This window comes from Spirosoma soli (genome assembly GCF_042684525.1).
GTDB classification, from domain to species: domain Bacteria; phylum Bacteroidota; class Bacteroidia; order Cytophagales; family Spirosomataceae; genus Spirosoma; species Spirosoma soli.
Map to the genome: position 1 here is coordinate 1 of NZ_JBHULN010000007.1, position 16,636 is coordinate 16,636.

Here is a 16,636-nt window from a genome sequence, read left to right on the forward strand (position 1 = left end):
CTTGGAAGAGCTAACAGTAATTGTTTTGGAACAGATTAACCTACTAGAGAAGAATCGAAAGTTAATCCAAGTCTTCTTCCGAAAGAAGGAAGTCGCTTTCTTTACAGACTAATTCACGGATCAATAAGTGGAAAGTCGAGTGGCTGGAAGACGGTGTTGTGAAAGGCCCGCTCGAGCAGCGAATTTCTTTAGACCCCTGGGCGGCTGAGCTATATGCCGGATCTGAGTTACCCAAAAAGCATAAATTCGTTGACCCGTCGCTGACCGATCATATGTTTTTTATTAAGCCATCGGCTGGGGCAAAGGCAGTTACCGTTCGAGCGACCGACCGATTCGGAGCCGTTTATACCGAACAAATGAGCCTAATATAATCCGACTCAATCAGAATTTCTGGCGAAGCGTTATCAGTGGCAATGGTTGCTCATTCGGTAACGCTTCGTTGTTTATGAACCAGCCAAAAAAGCAGAGCTGAAGACTTAATCGCCTTCAGCTCTGGGTAAGGAACATGGACCGTCCGTCGTCATCAGCGTAACGCCCGGCGAATCACTTCCTCAACGGTGAGATTTGGGTCAGCTTTCAATGCGTCGTCGACGCTTTTTTCGGCTGTAGGTTTTGGGAAACCCAAGGCAACCAGTGCCGCCAGCGATTCCTCCCGAACAGGATTGGCCGCTGGTTGCTGGCGATAGGTTGGTCCATCGGGAACGACGCCCGCTTTTTTCATCTTGTCGCGCAGCTCCAGGATGATACGTTGCGCAGTCTTGGCACCAATGCCTTTAATAGCCTGAACCGCCCGAACGTTTTCACCCAAAATGGCCAGGCGCAAATCACCTGGTTGCATGGCTGAAAGCATGCCGAGTGCGGTGTTTGGCCCAACGCCCGACACACCGATCAAATCAAGAAATAATGATTTTTCATCGGCACCCGCAAAGCCATAGAGCGTTTGCGAGTCTTCGCGGAACAAGTGATGAATGAAAAGTTTTACTCGGTCTCCCCCGCCGGGTAAGGTTGAATACGTTTGAAGGGATATATGGACTGCGTAGCCTACACCGTGTACGTCAATGATAGCGTATGTGGGTTCTTTGTAAGACAGCAATCCGTCTAAATAAGCAATCATTCAGATGGTGAAATATCTTGTTTTTGAGACAGTTATAACTAGTAAATATACGAAAATCCCACGACTTTTCGGGTGTAGTCGTGGGATAGCTTATCCAATTGATTTCATTAGTTTAAACGTTCCTTCAGAAAAGCGAAAATGGCCTGTACACTATCTTTGAGAACATTGATATCCTGACGCATTTCATCCTGACTGGCTTCCATACGGGCCTGACCTTCTTTCAGGCTAGTAACGTCAGTCTTCAATATGGCGACGTCAGCTTTCAACGTCGCGACGTCAGTTTTCAATGTCGCAACGTCGGTTTTCAACGTTACCACGTCTTCTGTCAATCGATCTACTTTTATTTCAAGTCGATCAACCTTCTCTTCGAGTCGATCAACTTTTACTTCCAGCCGGCTTACTCGTTGAATAACGATTTCAACCTGTTCGCGGGTATCTGTTACGTAGTCAACTATTTTACCTATTTGAAAAATGATACGGCTTTGCGTTTGAACTACATCCGCAAGTACAGGCTCCAACTGGTCTAATCTTTTTTCTGGCGTCATGGTGGTTTGTTCAACTTTATAAACGTACAAAAAACAAACGTCCAGGCCAAGTTCTTTACCCCACAATTAACTTTTGACCAGGCCGGAGAGCATTCCCCCGGATATGGTTCATTTTCTTGAGCCGATCAATGGTTAGCCCATCGTATCGTTGCGCAATATTCCATAGGGTGTCACCATCCTGAACGCGGTGATAACGTGGCTTATACCGCTTCGTTTTCGCAATAACTTCGGCTTTCTTACGGCCTTTGGGAGTTCCCTGATCGGCGAGTCGCTCCGCACGGGTTTCGGCCACTTCTTTCAGGATAACCAGCTTTTGCCCCCGCTGAATGCGTGTAGAACGAAGGTGGTTCCAGCGTTTTAGATCGTAGAGTTCAACGTTATAGCGTTCGGCTATATCACCCATATTATCGCCCCGTTTTACGATATAAGTCTGCTTACGGGGCTTACGCGAAACGACCGTTTCAATGTCGTCTTCGGGTTCATCGGCTGGTTCGGCTACCGCTAATTGCGCGGCTATTTTTGCTTGTTTCTCAGGAGCTTTGGATGGATTCTCGACTTCCCCCGGTGCCTCGTCTAAGGTCATGTGCGCTAATGGGTTAGCGCCCAGCGCAGTCCAGGCACCAATTGAGTCGCTACCATACCGAATATCCTCTGCGCTGGCTAGCAGGATGTGTGGTATGGCCGCCGGTAATCGACTTGCCGAGTCCATAACGGCCCGTCGACGGCTTGAGAAGTAAGCATACTGTTGACGAGGTACGCGTAACGGATACCGGTTCGTGTATTCGGGCAGAATGGTTGTCGTGATGGCGGGATTCATTTTCTGCAAATCTGCCAACGGCATAGAACTGTGTTTAGCAAAGCTTTCGAGGTTAAAGTAACCCGTAATATGAATGGTATCGTGCTGAATCGGGTACTCATAGTTCTCGGCAAAAATACCGTGGTCGTTTGCGTAGTGCATCAGATACGTGAACGCCACAAACTGCGGTACATAACCACGGGTTTCTTTGGGCAAAGCATCGTAGATTGTGTAGAACGAATCTCCTCCCGACCGGCGCATAGCTCGTTTAACCGCTCCAGGCCCGCAGTTATAAGCTGCCATCGCCAGTTCCCAATCGCCGAAGATGTTGTAAAGATCGCGTAAGTATTTGCAGGCGGCTTCAGTCGCTTTTACCGGATCCATGCGCTCATCTACGTAGTCGTCCTGATAAAGTTTAAGGTCACGACCCGTGCCCGGCATAATCTGCCAGAGGCCACCCGCGCCCGCGTGGGAAATCGCTCGTGGATTTAAGGCTGACTCAACAATGGATAGAAATTTGAGTTCGTCAGGTAGCTCATACTGAGCCAACATTTTTTCGTAAAGCGGAAAAAAGAGTGGCATTCGTTCCAGCATCAGCTTAGTCGCACTGGCTTTGCGGAACGTGAAATAATCGACGTACGCCTGAACCGACTTATGGTAGTTGAGCGGAATGGTCTTTTGCAATTTCACCAACCGTTCGCGAAGCAAACTGTCGGGTACGGTTGGCACAACGGCGATTGTGTCTTTCCTGACAATGGTCGTGTCCGCGGTTTTTGGCTTGATCTCTTGAATCGTAGTCTCAGCGCGGGCTATTGTTGTTAGGCCACAGCAGGCCAGGCCCAGCACCGCACTCATCAGCCTCAATCTTTGCAGGCTACGGTTCAGGTACTTCATGCAGTAGTTCGGTTAGGTTTGTGTTACGCTATAACGCGGCCGGAAAGCCGCTGATAAAACATCTTTAGCACGGCTCTTCAGCCGCGTTACAAACTTTTTGCCAACGCCACCAATGCTTCTTCCGCAAAGGGGCGGGCCATCAGTTGCAGCCCAATCGGCAATCCATTAACATCGGTGCCGTTAGGTACTGAAATCGCCGGATAACCCACTACGTTTGCCTGCACCGTAAAAATGTCGGCAAGATACATCTGTAAGGGGTCATCTCCCGAACCTTGTCCGGTCTTTTCGCCTAAACGGAACGCCGGACTTGGAGTTGTAGGCGATAACAAGAAATCATATTGCTCGAACAAACGCTCGGTTTCTTCTCGAATAAGACGACGTACTTGCTGGGCTTTTGTGTAATAGGCATCATAGTAGCTAGCACTTAAAGCAAACGTACCAAGCAAGATGCGTTTACGGACCTCCGCTCCAAAGCCCTCTGTCCGGCTCCGTTTGTACAACGATAAAAGGTCGGAAGCTGATGTATCTCGATAACCATATCGTACGCCATCAAAGCGTGACAGATTCGATGAGGCTTCGGCGGTAGTCAGAATGTAATAGGTTGGCAAAAGGTACTTCAGGAGTGACAGCTCAACCGGCTCCACTGTGTGCCCAGCCATTTGTAAGGCATCAATCTTGCCCTGGGTCGCTTCCCGAATGCTTGCGTCGACGCCCGAGCTTTCGAGGCCACCACGTAAATAAGCAATGCGTAACGGGCGAGTTTCGGCGTCACGACCAGATAACCTAGCCTGAGAGTAAGCCGCTACGGGTTGGTTCGATACGGTACTATCAAAGTCGTCGGCGCCGGCCATAACCTCCAGTAGCAAGGCCGCATCGTCAACAGTGTTGGCAATCGGGCCAATGCAATCGAAAGAAGACGCATAGGCAATGAGGCCCCAGCGGCTAATACGACCATAGGTTGGCTTTAAACCAACAACGCCACAAAACGCAGCGGGTTGACGGACCGAGCCTCCTGTATCGGAGCCGATGCTTGCCAAACATAACCCAGCTTGTACGGCCACCGCCGACCCACCACTTGAGCCGCCCGGCACCCGATTAGGGTCGGCTGCGTTACGAACCGGCCCAAACGCCGAGTTCTCGTTCGAAGAGCCCATGGCAAACTCATCGCAATTCTGACGCCCGATGATGATGACGTCCTCGTCCAGCAGTCGTTGGACGGCTGTGGCTGTGAACTGTGCGGTAAAATTGTCGAGTATACGACTGCCCGCCCGAACGCTGTGCCCTGTATAACTCAGTACGTCTTTAATGCCAATGACCATACCAGCCAGTCGTCCAGCGGTGCCGGCGCTCAGTTTCTGATCGACAACATCCGCTTGTTGGCGCGCTTCGTCGGCGTATACTTCTGTAAAGGCATTCAAATGACGGTGCTCATCAATTCGGACGAGATACTGCTCGACTAACTGACGACAGGTGATAGCGCTGGCTTTTAGCTCGGCCTGAACAGCAGAGAAAGAACGGTGAAGCGTCAAAACAGAGGAAGGATTAGTTAATACTTACACCTCCTGCACCAATGAGATAGCATGTGGTTGGTGCAGGAGGGCACTAAAGGAAACAGACAATTGAGCAGCCCCATTGCGGAACCGCTCAATTGTCTGTTTATGAACAAGGTCTATTACTTCTCCGATTCTTTCAGGCCTTCCTCGATGTTCTCGCGGACGTCTTTCGTAGCATCTTTGAATTCTTTGATGCCTTTTCCCAGGCCCCGTGCCAATTCAGGGATTTTCTTAGCGCCGAACAACAGGAGCAGTGCTAAGAAAATGAACACCATTTCCTGACCGCCCAAACCCATAATTGCGAAAATGCTTGACAAAATCATGATTCTTAGGATTTGAATGTATGCAAAATTAAAAAACTCTATCGTATAATCTATTAAAATGAAGTGAAACTTCGTCACCCTATTTTAATAGTTTTCGTTGGCCGTGGTGCTTCGTCCTGTGGATTTCCGTTGGTCTGCTCCCACTGCCGGTACTTGTCAATGTCATCTTTTATGCCACTAAACATCCAGAGCATCAGGGCAATGTCATCCGTCAGTCCTACGATTGGTAAAAAATCAGGAAGAATATCAATCGGCGAAACAAAATAAATCAATACCGCAATCATCCGAATCAGGGTTTTCCAAGGCAACTGCCGATACTCGCCAGAGGCATACGCCTTCAACAAACGGGTAACAATACTGAGCTGCTCACGAAACGCGGCTATGTTTTTACCAGATAAGCCACCACTTTTATTTAATGCCTCACGAATCAAGTTATACAAGCTCCGCGTATTACGGGCGTAACGGACGGCACCGATATTGGCTCGTTTAAAGAAAATTGAGGTTAAGACTCGCGTTATCAGACTCTTGTTTGCCATTGACTTTAGAAATTCACTCAATCAATAGTATTCATTGAGTGAAAATTGGTTGGTTACCTTACAACAAAAAAAATCACTGAATAGTCCATAAACTGAGCATTAGGATCAGAAGTTTATTCTAGTTGCTGTTGGTTTGTCTTGCACCAGGTCCTTACTTTTGCGGTCGCTTGTTAACCCTTTAATTCCGAATACAGTATGAAAGTTACCGTAGTAGGTGCCGGGGCCGTTGGGGCCACCTGCGCCGATAATATTGCTCGCCGGGAACTCGCCCATGAAGTTGTACTTCTAGATATCAAAGAAGGCATTAGTGAAGGTAAAGCGCTCGATATGCTTCAGGCGTCTACCTTGCTCGACTGTGACGTGAAGCTGACAGGTTCTACTAATGATTACGAAAAAACCGCGGGTTCGGATGTAGTCGTAATTACATCGGGCTTGCCCCGTAAGCCGGGCATGACCCGGGAAGAGCTCATTGGCATCAACGCGGGTATTGTGAAGGGCGTTACCGAAAACATCCTTAAGCACTCACCAGACGCCATTTTTGTGATCATTTCTAACCCAATGGATACGATGACGTACCTGGCGCTGAAGTCGTCAGGATTGCCAAAAAATCGTGTAATCGGTCTGGGGGGAGCACTCGATTCGGCTCGTTTCAAGACGTACTTATCATTGGCGCTTAACTGCTCGCCGAACGATCTTCAGGCAACAGTAGTCGGTGGACATGGCGATACGACCATGATTCCGCTGACGCGCTTGGCTACCAAAGGGGGGGTGCCCGTTAGCCAATTCCTGGATGAGGAAACGTTGAAAAAAGTAGCCGCTGATACAATGGTTGGTGGGGCTACATTAACCAGTCTCATCGGTACGTCAGCCTGGTATGCGCCGGGTGCGGCCGGTGCCTACATGGTAGAGAGTATCCTGCGCGACCAAAAGCGTATAATTCCGTCCTGCGTATTGCTCGAGGGAGAGTATGGCCAGTCGGACATCTGCCTCGGCGTGCCAGTTGTGTTGGGTCGCAACGGCTGGGAAGAGATTATTGACTACAAGCTGAATGATGAAGAGCAAGCCGCTTTCAATAAGTCGGCCGATGCCGTTCGGAACATGAATAACGTATTAAGCACGTTAGAATTAGGTGTATAATACGAATGAAGGATAGGCCAGAAGGTCCCGCTAGCAACCAACTAGTGGGACCTTCTTTGTTGGGCAAACGTTCTTATCTTTTCATAAGAATGTACATTGTGGCTCGAAAAGATATTATGCAAACCCACGTTGTGTTCCCATTCGTATCTATTATTTCGATTCCTTATTTGAACACTTAATCATCTTACTATGAAAACGCTTATTTTACTTGTATCTGTTTGCTTTAGCGTAAGTACAGTGTCCGTACGCAATCAATCGACTGAGTCAATAGCATCACCAGATTATGCTACCGTTTATATCTACCGGGGTGGTCAGTTTTTTGGGTCAGGCTTAAATTACAGCATATTTGCTAACGGCGAAAAGATCTGCAAGCTGAGTAACAATCGCTATATCGAGTACAAAGCGAAGCCTGGTAAACTGTCACTAACAGCGCAGCGTGGGGGTATTGAAGTATTCAAGCGGGAAACAGGGCTTGACCTGGACGTTGAGGCTGGTAAGAAATATTACGTCAGAGGTGACCAAAAATCGAGTATTACTCGTACACGGTTAGAAATGTCGGAGGTAACAGAGAATACTGCTAAGCGTGATATGGCGGAAATGACAGTCGATAATTGTCAGCAAACCATGAACCAGTAAGCTCTGCTATCTACCCTTCCAAAAATTTACAAAAGGTATAGGTATTAACTAATCACCAACTGCCCAAAAAACAACCCGCCTATCAGCTGATAGGCGGGTTGTTTTTTGGGTGTGTCACGAAGCGAAAGTGAATTAAGTTTTTTGCAAATTAGACTGCGCCCTGAACGTAATGAATTAGAACGCGAACAGATAAACTAACAAACCAATAACAGATAACATGGTGCCTAAACTAATCAAGAACATCTTGGCAATGATAGGCGCTGATTCGGCCCGTTCTCTCTGGGTCATGTCAGGATGATAACAGACTAATGATTCAACAATTCGGTTGACAAGAGGCTTTTTCGACCGGAGCTTGATGTCGCTCAACGAGGCAACATGGTCTAGTTCTGTAGTGGGAAATAAGATCATGGTTAATTTAAGTTTTGTACGGTGGTAAAAGGTATTTTCTTTAATAGTTTCTAGGCGTATCTTTTTAAACGTAGGCTTTTGGCCAACACTTTTGAGCGCACAAAAAGCTATTTCACTTATAAGACGTTAGTACTCGTAAAAAGTAACACCTTGTTGTAAAAATATTTTCAAAATAAATTATCAACGTACGCAGCTGCCAAGAAAGTAAATGTACATGAGCATAACTATCTAAATATTAATTATTTAGCTCATGGGTGAGGATTAAATTATTGTTGAGGTAACTGTATATCGCCAAATAAAAACTTGGAAATGTAATAGAAATTAATCGCAATAGCTAATTGACTACGTAATAAATAGGTATTCGTAACATCACTAGCTGCAAGGGCTGCCCCACAATAAGACCAGTTTAGTAGTCTAATGTAAACTTACTGTTGTGACCATGAATGTGTAAGTTAATACCGATGATGTACGTATTCGTGGAGTTGTGAATGGGCTCCCAGATAAGCTCTCAAGGTTCCATTAAGGGCTCTAAACATACTTAAGGGTAGCGGCCGGGTGAGGGACAATACTGAAGAAATTGCTCCTCGTCATCGAATGTTAAAAACAGTAAAACCACTGTTCGCTAAAGTACTTGCAGGTATTGCTTCTTTGGTACACAGATTAGTAAGACGCAAGACAAACGCACGGTCTAACTTTGAACCGTGCGTTTGTAGGATACTTAGTAATAAGTTAGAAAATCTAGTACCTGTTAAGAAGTGGTGCGTAAGTTTACCGCCAATCGCAATCGGGTGATAACCACTCCTGACCCGGATCAATTGGAGCACCGTCGGGTGGAGCCTGAGCCATCGTTGATTTAATATCGGCTGGATTACCATCAAGGCGCCGGATCTGGTCAAGCGCGAATAAACGATGCGCCTGTGCCATCGAACTGGCATTGCTTAGCGGTGTAGTTAATCTCTTCTTTAACTGGTCAACTTTTAATAATGCAACAGCCCGGGCTTGTGGGCTTACTTCGGTGCTTTGTGTCAGGTCAATCAACTTCTGAAGAAACAGTTTGTCGGTTAGGCGTTTCACTTCGGCTAAATAGGCATCGGCCGGGTCTGCTTTGTACCACGTTTGGTTTAACAACTGCTCTAGCAACGTTTCAACGCTAACTAAGGACGGGTTAACCGCCGATTGAGTGACTAAGCGGCTTATTCGTTCGGGATGCAGCAACATACGCAGGGTCATACCTGCTGAGGCCTCTGGCGGTCCAAGTGGATCGAATGCAAGTCCCGACCGACGTTTAAATACTTCCCGTGGGTTCGGATCATACCGGAACGGTCGGGGTGGAATCATCGCCAGTACAGATTTTGGTACCGCCAGAAATTGCGGATCAAGAGTGGAAAGCAAAGCTTCCAGCGCTTTGGTCTGCTCCGGAACTGGAACTGTCGATAAAACCGGCTGGCCATCGCCCCGCAAAGCGTTGGTGTACGTTTGGCCACCTATCACCTTGGCGGCTGCTTCAACCTGATACCGATGAAACATGTACATCGGGACAAGCACTTCCTCCAGCATGGCCATTGGCGTTCCGGCGGGAATTTTCTTTTCTGTAAAATTCGCCAAGGCCACTCGCCGGACTTCCATTACACGTTTTAGTTCGTCTACGGCACTCGCTCCGTTGTCCCAGAGATGCGTGGCGGGATGAACCGATCCTTCTGGTCGGGCGTCCTGATCGGTAAGGAACGATAGGCCAGCCGCGTGCATTTGATTGACAATCTTATTTAGCTCCTGCTTTTCATTGGCTCCGTTTGCAAATTGCTCGTAGCCATACCGAATACTCCATTTGTCGTAAGCACCGATTCCTTTGGCGTAAGCGTCAGACAGATCAATGCTGGCTCCTTTAACTTTGGCGACCATCGTTGGATAATCCATGACCGAGGCTCTACCAAAGGGCGAACCGCCTTGTGTACTGGCTAGATAATTGTGAGGCAAGCCAAGCGTGTGGCCAACTTCGTGCGCGGCTAGTTGGCGGAGCCGGTCCAGCGACATAGCCATCATCTCCGTTACGTGCGAACTGTCGGTTTGGAAGTCACCCACCAATCCTTGGGCAATCAAATAATCCTGGCGAACGCGCAGGGAGCCGAGTGTAACCTTGCCTTTAATGATTTCGCCCGTGCGAGGATCAATGATGCTGGCACCATAACTCCAGCCCCGTGTTGACCGGTGGACCCACTGCACCAGGTTATAGCGAACGTCCATTGGATCAGCATCGGGCGGCAGCAGCTTAACCTGAAACGCATTTTTATAACCCGCTGCTTCAAACGCCTGATTCCACCAACTTGTGCCTTCCAGTAAGGCCGAACGAATTGGCTCAGGTGTGCCAGGGTCGAGATAATAAATAATGGGTTTAACGGCTTCGCTAACCGCTGCCGTCGGGTCTTTTTTCTCTAATCGATGTCTCGAAATGTAGCGTTTTGTAATTGGCTGACTAACGGGCGTAGCGTAATCGAAGAATTCGATACCCCCATAACCAATGCGGGGGTCAAACAGCCGGGGTTTGTATTTATCGTCGGGTAATTGAACAAACGAGTGATGCTGGTGCATCGTCACAGATGCGGGCGTTGGTACCACTTCGCGTAAGAATGGCCCTGCATTTTCGCCTGTTAATGTAATGATTGTCTCAAACTCGGTGTTCTGCGGAAAGGCTTTGGTACGAGGCAGATACATCGCGCTACGTACCGGATCGAATTTGTACGAACCTTGTTTCGTTTGAGAAATAGCCTGGGCTGCGCCGACAGCGTCCTGCATCAGAAACGGTGTTAGATCAACCAGAACTCGGCCGTTCTCTTCGGCTGCAATCTCAAACCCGGCATGAACAGATTTGGCAAAGGATTCTTCTACCGCCCGCCGTTCGAGCGGATCGTTGCTGATGGCCCGGTAAGCGTAGTTCGGCTCAATCAATAATACCTTAGGACCACTTCGCTGAAACTTGACAATATGTTCTTGTCCAAGGCGACCCCGGTCGAGGCCAATGTCATTCGACCCAACACCTTGAGCTAACGTAGGGTAATAAAGCAGTTCAGTGTCGAAGGCCGAAATTTCGAGCCAGATTTTCCCCTTCTTAGCATCCCAGTAATACGTCAGAAAACCAGTATTTCGCTCCATGCCGGCAGTAAACGTAGTAATACTGACGGGCGTAGCCCCAGTTGGCGATTGGGCGCCGGACGGAGAGTTGAGTAGTGGTAGTAGGCAGAGAAGCGTTAGTAAGCGTTTTAGCATCTTGAGCGAGGTTGTTTTTTCGCTCAAGATACACGAAAAGGGTTATAAGCCCACGTTAGCGTAGCCGATCCGACCCCCTAACCAGTTTCTCATCCCGACGGATAAACCGGTTTGCTAATGCGTTGAAGAGCAGCGCTGCAATGATAGCGTAGAAGCCTAACAAGAAATTACCCTGGTCGGCCGGGTTACCGTATTCTTTTCCCGCATACAGCGTTCTGTATAATACGATACCCATGATAGCGGTTAGCATCAATGCGTTAACGGCGCACAAGGCTGTCTGAGTCAGGCGGTTGCGGTATTGAAAAATGGCATATAGAGACGATAAGGCTACTAAGGCGAGCAATAAGCCTAAGTACCAGACAGAGGTAATAACCGTAGTTGGTACTTGTGATTGGGGAACGCCTGCTTGGGCACCTGCACTTTGCTGTTGACTGTATTGTAAGGCCGTTAACTGAGCTATTTCAGTGGATATGGGTCCAGTTTTCTCCCAGATTGGATTAGCCAGAGCAACACCCATGGCAACGACAATGAGAAACAAAAAAACGGTTTGAATGCGTTGGATCATTATTGAAACGTATTTGGAGCGCAAAAATAGCCCAAAACCTATAGATTATGAAAGCAGACGTGCGTCTGATCCTAACAGCAGACGGTTCGCACACGGCCGTTAACCAAGTCCTCGACAAAACGTATCACTCTATTCATGGCGCTTACCAGGAGTCGCAGCGGGTGTACATTGAGTTAGGGCTTCTGCCAGCATTCGAAAAGTTTCCAGCCCAGCCGCTGTCTGTGTTTGAAATGGGATTTGGCACAGGCCTCAATGCGTTGCTGACGGCCCGGGAGGCTCAGGCTACCCAACGTATGATTAACTACACGGCGATCGATGCCTACCCAATGCCCCTGGACCAGGCTCGTCAACTTAACTATGATGAGCTGCTTGATACGTCTTATCTGGTCAAACTCCACGAATCACCCTGGGGCGAGCCTGTTGCTGTCAATCCGTTTTTTACGCTGACGAAGTTGGAAACTCGTTTACAGAAAGTAAACGTTGAGGAGCAATTTCATCTAATTTATTACGATGCGTTTGCCCCAACGGCGCAACCTGAACTTTGGAAAACAGAAATTTTTCAACAAATGGCAAACTTATTGCTACCAGGTGGAATGCTGACTACGTATTGTTCTAAAAGTTACGTACAGCGTAACATGCGGACGGCTGGTTTAACGGTAGAAAAGCATCCGGGGCCACCGCACAAACGAGATATATTACGAGCGATTAAGTGAAACTTGATAACTTATCATTCATTGAAACTAGGCTTTTTTTAGTACCTCTTGACCAATCAGCTAATTTTATTAGTTGCCTGACGTTATCAATCAAAAATAACTTGCTCATGAATCGCCTGCTTCTATTCTTCGCTGCTTTTGTGATGCTCACTGTTACTGCATTCCGGACCACATTGCCAACGGATACAACAGCATCTGTAGCCAAGCCCTCTACCGAACCTAAACGGATTAACTGGTTAACCATTCAACAAGCTTATGCGCTGACGCAAAAAAAACCAAAGAAATTTGTTGTGGATGTCTACACCGATTGGTGTGGTTGGTGTAAGGTAATGGACCGCGAAACCTTCTCGAAACCCGCTATCATTGATTACGTCAACGAGAATTATTACGCCGTACGACTCAACGCTGAACAGCCCGGCGACATCACGTTAGGAAAACAGACATTTAAGTATGTTAGTAGCGCAAACGGTCGGGGTGTGCAGGAACTGGCAGCCGCGCTGCTGAAAAACCAGTTGAGTTATCCGACTACCGTTTTTCTGGACGAAAAATTCAACCTGATCCAGCCTATTGCTGGTTACTTGGAGCCGCGTACGTTTCACCAGATCATTACTTATTTTGGTAATAACTACCACCAAAAAGAACCGTTTGACCAGTACAAAGCCGGGACCTACACAAAGGAGTTTCAAGCTTCTTTAAAAGCGAGTAAATAGAGTAGGAGTTGTAACGCGGGTGGAAACCCGCGCTTTGGCGCTATAAGTTTAGCCTTTCAAAGCGCGGGTTTCCACCCGCGTTACGTATTTTTGTAGGTATTATTAACCCCAACTGTCATAGTTACATGAATCATCAACTAACTTTTCTATCGGCGGTCGCTCTGTCTGTAGGTCTGATGGCGGCTACACCCCCGAAGAAAGCAACATTGCCCCGGCCAGCCCCCCGGCCGAGCGCGGTTCCTCGAAAGTTTATTGATCCGCAAAACATGGATATGTCCGTGAAGCCTGGCGATAATTTTTACCAATACGCAAACGGTAACTGGTTGCGCCAAAACGCGATTCCAGCCTCTAAAACATCGTGGGGAAGTTTCAATGAGCTTCGCGAAAAGAGTCTGGACGCTATGAAGACCTTGCTGGAAGATGCGTCTAAATCCACCACTAAAGGCCGTCTGTACCAAATGGTAGGCGATTACTACGTCAGTGGTATGGATAGCGCCACCATTGAAAAGCGCGGTTTCGATCCTATCAAACCTGATCTGGCCCGCATTGATAAGGTGAATAATAAAGCCGCTTTACTTGACGAGTTGGCCTATCAGCGCACGCAAAGTAATGGCATGTTATTTGGCTTTTTCGTGTCGCAAGACCGCAAAAATGTGAGCAAATATTTGCCACAGTTCAGCCAGGGAGGCACCACATTACCTGACCGAGATTACTATCTCAAAAACGACGCCCGCAGTCAAAAAATCCGGGATGCTTATCGCGACAACTTGACGAAGATGTTTGCACTAATTGGCGAAGAGCCAACGCAGGCATCCCAGGATGCTGATGTGGTGATGCGTGTTGAAACTGCATTGGCAAAAGCACAAATGCCCCGTGTTGAGCTACGCGATCCGTATAAAACCTACAATAAGCTGACCGTCGCTAATTTCAGCCAGCAAACACCGGGCATTAACTGGGCCGACCAGCTCACTAAGTATGGCGTGAAAGGCCAGGATACAGTATTGGTTCAAAGTCCGGCTTTCTTCAAGTCGCTTGATAGCTTGATTACTGCAACACCCATCGAAGATCTACGCACGTACATGCGTTGGAACATCGTTAAAGGGGCGGCTCCCTACTTGAGTGATGCTTTTGTAAAGCAAAACTTTGCCTTTTCGAAAGTGCTAACTGGCCAAAAGGAACAGACACCCCGTTGGCAGCGTATTAGTGGTCTTATTGACGGTTCCCTAGGCGACTTACTAGGTCAGCTTTACGTTCAGCAGTATTTCAAGCCAGAAGCCAAGCAACGGATGCTGACCCTGGTCGACAATCTGGAAGCCTCGTACAAGGAGCACATTAAGAATCTGGATTGGATGAGCGAGGATACCAAGAAGAAAGCCTTAACGAAGCTGTTAGCATTCAAACGAAAGATCGGCTACCCTGATAAATGGAAAAGCTACGAAGGTGTTACTATTGCTCGCAACGATTTCTTCGGTAACGTAAAGTCAGCCAGTAAGTGGCAATACAACTACATGATTAACCGCCTGGGTAAGCCGGTTGATAAAACCGAGTGGGGAATGACGCCACCTACCGTGAACGCTTACTATAACGCGGTAAATAACGAGATTGCTTTCCCCGCGGCCATTCTGCAATTCCCTTTCTTTGACTTTGATGCCGACGACGCTGTCAACTATGGCGGTATTGGCGCGGTCATCGGCCACGAAATGACCCACGGTTTTGATGATTCAGGCCGTCAATACGATGCTGATGGTACCTTGCGTGATTGGTGGACGAAAGCCGATGCGGATAATTTCAAGAAACGTGCCGATCAGGTTAAAGAACAGTTCTTTGGCTTTAAAGTACTTGATTCGATTAAGGTTAATGGCCAACTAACGCTTGGCGAAAACCTGGCCGATCTGGGTGGTTTAGCCATTGCGTATGATGCCTTTAAAAAAACGGCGCAGGGTAAAGCTAATGGTAAGAAAAGTATGATTGATGGCTTTACGCCCGATCAACGCTTCTTCCTGTCATGGGCACAGGTGTGGCGTATTAACGTACTGCCAGAAACGCAGGCGCAGCTGATCATGACCGACCCGCACGCACCGGGTATCTACCGTTGCAATGGTCCCTTAGCAAATATTGATGCCTGGTATCAAGCCTTTAACATCCAGCCCGGCGACAAGATGTACAAAAAGCCCGAAGACCGAATCAAAGTTTGGTAAGGCAATAATAAAAATGGAATGATAAAAGCCGAGTTCTCATATGAAAGCGCGGCTTTTATCATTCTATGCAGTTAATTTTAGTAGATTGCTCGCCAATCCTAAACTCCACCCAATCACTATGAACCTCGTAAAGCTGACAGGTATTATTCTAGTGATATTAAGTATATCGTGCCAAACCAAATCGAAGACAGAAGCACCCACGAACTCAGCTGCAGAAAAAGTTGATAGCGTAGCATTATTAACAAAACGCCCCTCCGCCGATGCGCCCCGGTCAGCCGCTGACCGTCTGGTCAGAGCACTTTATTTCGAGCATCGGAAAGAAGATAATCCATTTCGGGAAGCAAAAGACCGGGCGCTGGTAGACCAGTTCTTTGCTAAGGCAACCGCTGATCTTATCTGGAAAAGTCAGAAGTCGTCAAAAGCAAATATGTTGTTTAACGCCCCAGATAAAACAGTCGAAAAACCGTGGGTGTTACCTGCTAATGTAGCTGGTTCAAAGGCCGTTGTGTTTGTTACGTTCGTACAGCAGGGTAAACCAGTAGAAATGCGTTGTGAGATGGAGCAGCAGGCAGGTCGTTGGCGCATAACTGATATAATTTATCCCGACGGCACGAGACTAACGAAATTATTGGGTTGATACCAATGAGTTAAAAGCTGGGAAATCAGTTTATAACATATCCCTTGACTGAGCTTATTAACCTTATCTGAATTATTTTTTAACTCACCTGTTGACAACACCACAAAACCGTGTAATTTTGCAACTCCAAACCCGAAAAGGGGCGGAAATTGTTCTTTAACAGTGATTTTTGGGGAGTTTCCAGAGTGGCCAAATGGATCAGACTGTAAATCTGCTGGCGTACGCCTTCGGAGGTTCGAATCCTCCACTCCCCACTTTTCGGTTACCACTTATCAGCCAACAGTTCCAGCGGGCAACCGCAGCGGTTTTTATACTGATCGTTGATGGCTGATAACTGGTGACTGAATTGCGGAAGTAGCTCAATTGGTAGAGCGATAGCCTTCCAAGCTATAGGTTGCGGGTTCGAGACCCGTCTTCCGCTCCACAGTGAACACGTATCAGCGAACAGCCAGGAGTAACATTTGTAGGGCTGTTTCAACTGTTGGTTGTTCGCTGGTTACTGTTAACTGACAAGCCGTTATAGCTCAGCGGTAGAGCACTTCCTTGGTAAGGAAGAGGTCCGGGGTTCAAGTCCCCGTAACGGCTCAAGACTTCTTCGTGAAGTCTTTTT

The 16,636-nt window shown here is 47.7% G+C and carries 16 protein-coding genes and 3 tRNA genes; 10 read left to right on the plus strand and 9 right to left on the minus strand.

Annotated elements, in window-relative coordinates:
• Window positions 1-119: 119 nt before the first annotated feature.
• Window positions 120-371 carry a calcineurin-like phosphoesterase C-terminal domain-containing protein gene (locus ACFSUS_RS12760; RefSeq protein WP_381523597.1) on the plus strand — a complete coding sequence of 84 codons (252 nt, stop codon included), beginning with the start codon at window positions 120-122 and terminating at the stop codon, window positions 369-371.
• A 152-nt stretch (window positions 372-523) separates the two neighbouring features.
• On the opposite strand, the gene ruvA is transcribed toward ACFSUS_RS12760, so the two are convergent.
• The 6 genes from ruvA to ACFSUS_RS12790 form a co-directional block, all read right to left on the minus strand.
• Window positions 524-1,114, minus strand: coding sequence for a Holliday junction branch migration protein RuvA (ruvA, locus tag ACFSUS_RS12765; RefSeq protein WP_381523131.1), 591 nt, complete (start codon window positions 1,112-1,114; stop codon window positions 524-526).
• A 107-nt stretch (window positions 1,115-1,221) separates the two neighbouring features.
• A complete protein-coding gene (locus ACFSUS_RS12770; protein WP_381523133.1) occupies window positions 1,222-1,659 on the minus strand; it encodes a hypothetical protein in 438 nt (145 codons plus the stop codon).
• A 55-nt stretch (window positions 1,660-1,714) separates the two neighbouring features.
• On the minus strand, window positions 1,715-3,349 hold the full coding sequence (locus ACFSUS_RS12775) for a lytic transglycosylase domain-containing protein (protein WP_381523135.1): 1,635 nt from the start codon (window positions 3,347-3,349) through the stop codon (window positions 1,715-1,717).
• A gap of 86 nt (window positions 3,350-3,435) precedes the next feature.
• Complete coding sequence (gene gatA, locus ACFSUS_RS12780) at window positions 3,436-4,878, minus strand: Asp-tRNA(Asn)/Glu-tRNA(Gln) amidotransferase subunit GatA (RefSeq protein WP_381523137.1); 1,443 nt, start codon at window positions 4,876-4,878, stop codon at window positions 3,436-3,438.
• A gap of 143 nt (window positions 4,879-5,021) precedes the next feature.
• Window positions 5,022-5,225, minus strand: a complete 204-nt coding sequence (locus ACFSUS_RS12785) for a Sec-independent protein translocase subunit TatA/TatB (RefSeq protein WP_381523139.1) — start codon at window positions 5,223-5,225, stop codon at window positions 5,022-5,024.
• 74 nt (window positions 5,226-5,299) lie between these two features.
• Window positions 5,300-5,761 carry a YkvA family protein gene (locus tag ACFSUS_RS12790; protein WP_381523141.1) on the minus strand — a complete coding sequence of 154 codons (462 nt, stop codon included), beginning with the start codon at window positions 5,759-5,761 and terminating at the stop codon, window positions 5,300-5,302.
• A gap of 195 nt (window positions 5,762-5,956) precedes the next feature.
• Between ACFSUS_RS12790 and mdh the strand changes: the two genes are divergently transcribed.
• Window positions 5,957-6,898, plus strand: coding sequence for a malate dehydrogenase (gene mdh / locus ACFSUS_RS12795; protein WP_381523143.1), 942 nt, complete (start codon window positions 5,957-5,959; stop codon window positions 6,896-6,898).
• Between the two features lie 189 nt (window positions 6,899-7,087).
• Window positions 7,088-7,534: a DUF2846 domain-containing protein gene (locus ACFSUS_RS12800; protein WP_381523144.1), complete on the plus strand. Its 447-nt coding sequence runs from the start codon at window positions 7,088-7,090 to the stop codon at window positions 7,532-7,534.
• Between the two features lie 174 nt (window positions 7,535-7,708).
• Here the strand turns inward: ACFSUS_RS12800 and ACFSUS_RS12805 are convergent, their stop codons facing one another.
• From ACFSUS_RS12805 to ACFSUS_RS12815, 3 genes are all read right to left on the minus strand, one after another.
• Complete coding sequence (locus ACFSUS_RS12805; RefSeq protein ID WP_381523146.1) at window positions 7,709-7,942, minus strand: hypothetical protein; 234 nt, start codon at window positions 7,940-7,942, stop codon at window positions 7,709-7,711.
• 768 nt (window positions 7,943-8,710) lie between these two features.
• The gene (locus ACFSUS_RS12810) at window positions 8,711-11,203 is read right to left on the minus strand and encodes a zinc-dependent metalloprotease (protein WP_381523148.1); all 2,493 of its coding nucleotides are present in this window, start codon (window positions 11,201-11,203) and stop codon (window positions 8,711-8,713) included.
• Window positions 11,204-11,258: 55 nt separating this feature from the next.
• Complete coding sequence (locus ACFSUS_RS12815) at window positions 11,259-11,768, minus strand: DUF4293 domain-containing protein (protein WP_381523150.1); 510 nt, start codon at window positions 11,766-11,768, stop codon at window positions 11,259-11,261.
• Between the two features lie 47 nt (window positions 11,769-11,815).
• Between ACFSUS_RS12815 and mnmD the strand changes: the two genes are divergently transcribed.
• The 7 genes from mnmD (at window position 11,816) to ACFSUS_RS12850 (ending at window position 16,611) form a co-directional block, all read left to right on the plus strand.
• Window positions 11,816-12,481, plus strand: a complete 666-nt coding sequence (mnmD, locus tag ACFSUS_RS12820; protein ID WP_381523151.1) for a tRNA (5-methylaminomethyl-2-thiouridine)(34)-methyltransferase MnmD — start codon at window positions 11,816-11,818, stop codon at window positions 12,479-12,481.
• 107 nt (window positions 12,482-12,588) lie between these two features.
• Complete coding sequence (locus ACFSUS_RS12825) at window positions 12,589-13,191, plus strand: thioredoxin family protein (protein WP_381523153.1); 603 nt, start codon at window positions 12,589-12,591, stop codon at window positions 13,189-13,191.
• Window positions 13,192-13,316: 125 nt separating this feature from the next.
• Complete coding sequence (locus ACFSUS_RS12830; RefSeq protein WP_381523155.1) at window positions 13,317-15,389, plus strand: M13 family metallopeptidase; 2,073 nt, start codon at window positions 13,317-13,319, stop codon at window positions 15,387-15,389.
• A gap of 118 nt (window positions 15,390-15,507) precedes the next feature.
• Window positions 15,508-16,026: a hypothetical protein gene (locus ACFSUS_RS12835; RefSeq protein ID WP_381523157.1), complete on the plus strand. Its 519-nt coding sequence runs from the start codon at window positions 15,508-15,510 to the stop codon at window positions 16,024-16,026.
• A gap of 171 nt (window positions 16,027-16,197) precedes the next feature.
• Window positions 16,198-16,280 (plus strand) — tRNA-Tyr (locus ACFSUS_RS12840).
• Between the two features lie 94 nt (window positions 16,281-16,374).
• A tRNA-Gly gene (locus ACFSUS_RS12845) sits at window positions 16,375-16,450 on the plus strand.
• Window positions 16,451-16,539: 89 nt separating this feature from the next.
• Window positions 16,540-16,611, plus strand: a tRNA-Thr gene (locus ACFSUS_RS12850).
• The last annotated feature ends 25 nt before the right edge of the window (window positions 16,612-16,636 follow it).

What these genes read in the sequence shown, in the direction of transcription:
- ruvA (WP_381523131.1), bottom strand. Translation starts at nt 1,114, where the DNA reads ATGATTGCTTATTTAGACGGATTGCTGTCTTACAAAGAACCCACATAC.
- ACFSUS_RS12770 (WP_381523133.1), bottom strand. Translation starts at nt 1,659, where the DNA reads ATGACGCCAGAAAAAAGATTAGACCAGTTGGAGCCTGTACTTGCGGAT.
- ACFSUS_RS12775 (WP_381523135.1), bottom strand. Translation starts at nt 3,349, where the DNA reads ATGAAGTACCTGAACCGTAGCCTGCAAAGATTGAGGCTGATGAGTGCG.
- ACFSUS_RS12785 (WP_381523139.1), bottom strand. Translation starts at nt 5,225, where the DNA reads ATGATTTTGTCAAGCATTTTCGCAATTATGGGTTTGGGCGGTCAGGAA.
- ACFSUS_RS12790 (WP_381523141.1), bottom strand. Translation starts at nt 5,761, where the DNA reads ATGGCAAACAAGAGTCTGATAACGCGAGTCTTAACCTCAATTTTCTTT.
- mdh (WP_381523143.1), top strand. Translation starts at nt 5,957, where the DNA reads ATGAAAGTTACCGTAGTAGGTGCCGGGGCCGTTGGGGCCACCTGCGCC.
- ACFSUS_RS12800 (WP_381523144.1), top strand. Translation starts at nt 7,088, where the DNA reads ATGAAAACGCTTATTTTACTTGTATCTGTTTGCTTTAGCGTAAGTACA.
- ACFSUS_RS12805 (WP_381523146.1), bottom strand. Translation starts at nt 7,942, where the DNA reads ATGATCTTATTTCCCACTACAGAACTAGACCATGTTGCCTCGTTGAGC.
- ACFSUS_RS12810 (WP_381523148.1), bottom strand. Translation starts at nt 11,203, where the DNA reads ATGCTAAAACGCTTACTAACGCTTCTCTGCCTACTACCACTACTCAAC.
- ACFSUS_RS12815 (WP_381523150.1), bottom strand. Translation starts at nt 11,768, where the DNA reads ATGATCCAACGCATTCAAACCGTTTTTTTGTTTCTCATTGTCGTTGCC.
- mnmD (WP_381523151.1), top strand. Translation starts at nt 11,816, where the DNA reads ATGAAAGCAGACGTGCGTCTGATCCTAACAGCAGACGGTTCGCACACG.
- ACFSUS_RS12825 (WP_381523153.1), top strand. Translation starts at nt 12,589, where the DNA reads ATGAATCGCCTGCTTCTATTCTTCGCTGCTTTTGTGATGCTCACTGTT.
- ACFSUS_RS12830 (WP_381523155.1), top strand. Translation starts at nt 13,317, where the DNA reads ATGAATCATCAACTAACTTTTCTATCGGCGGTCGCTCTGTCTGTAGGT.
- ACFSUS_RS12835 (WP_381523157.1), top strand. Translation starts at nt 15,508, where the DNA reads ATGAACCTCGTAAAGCTGACAGGTATTATTCTAGTGATATTAAGTATA.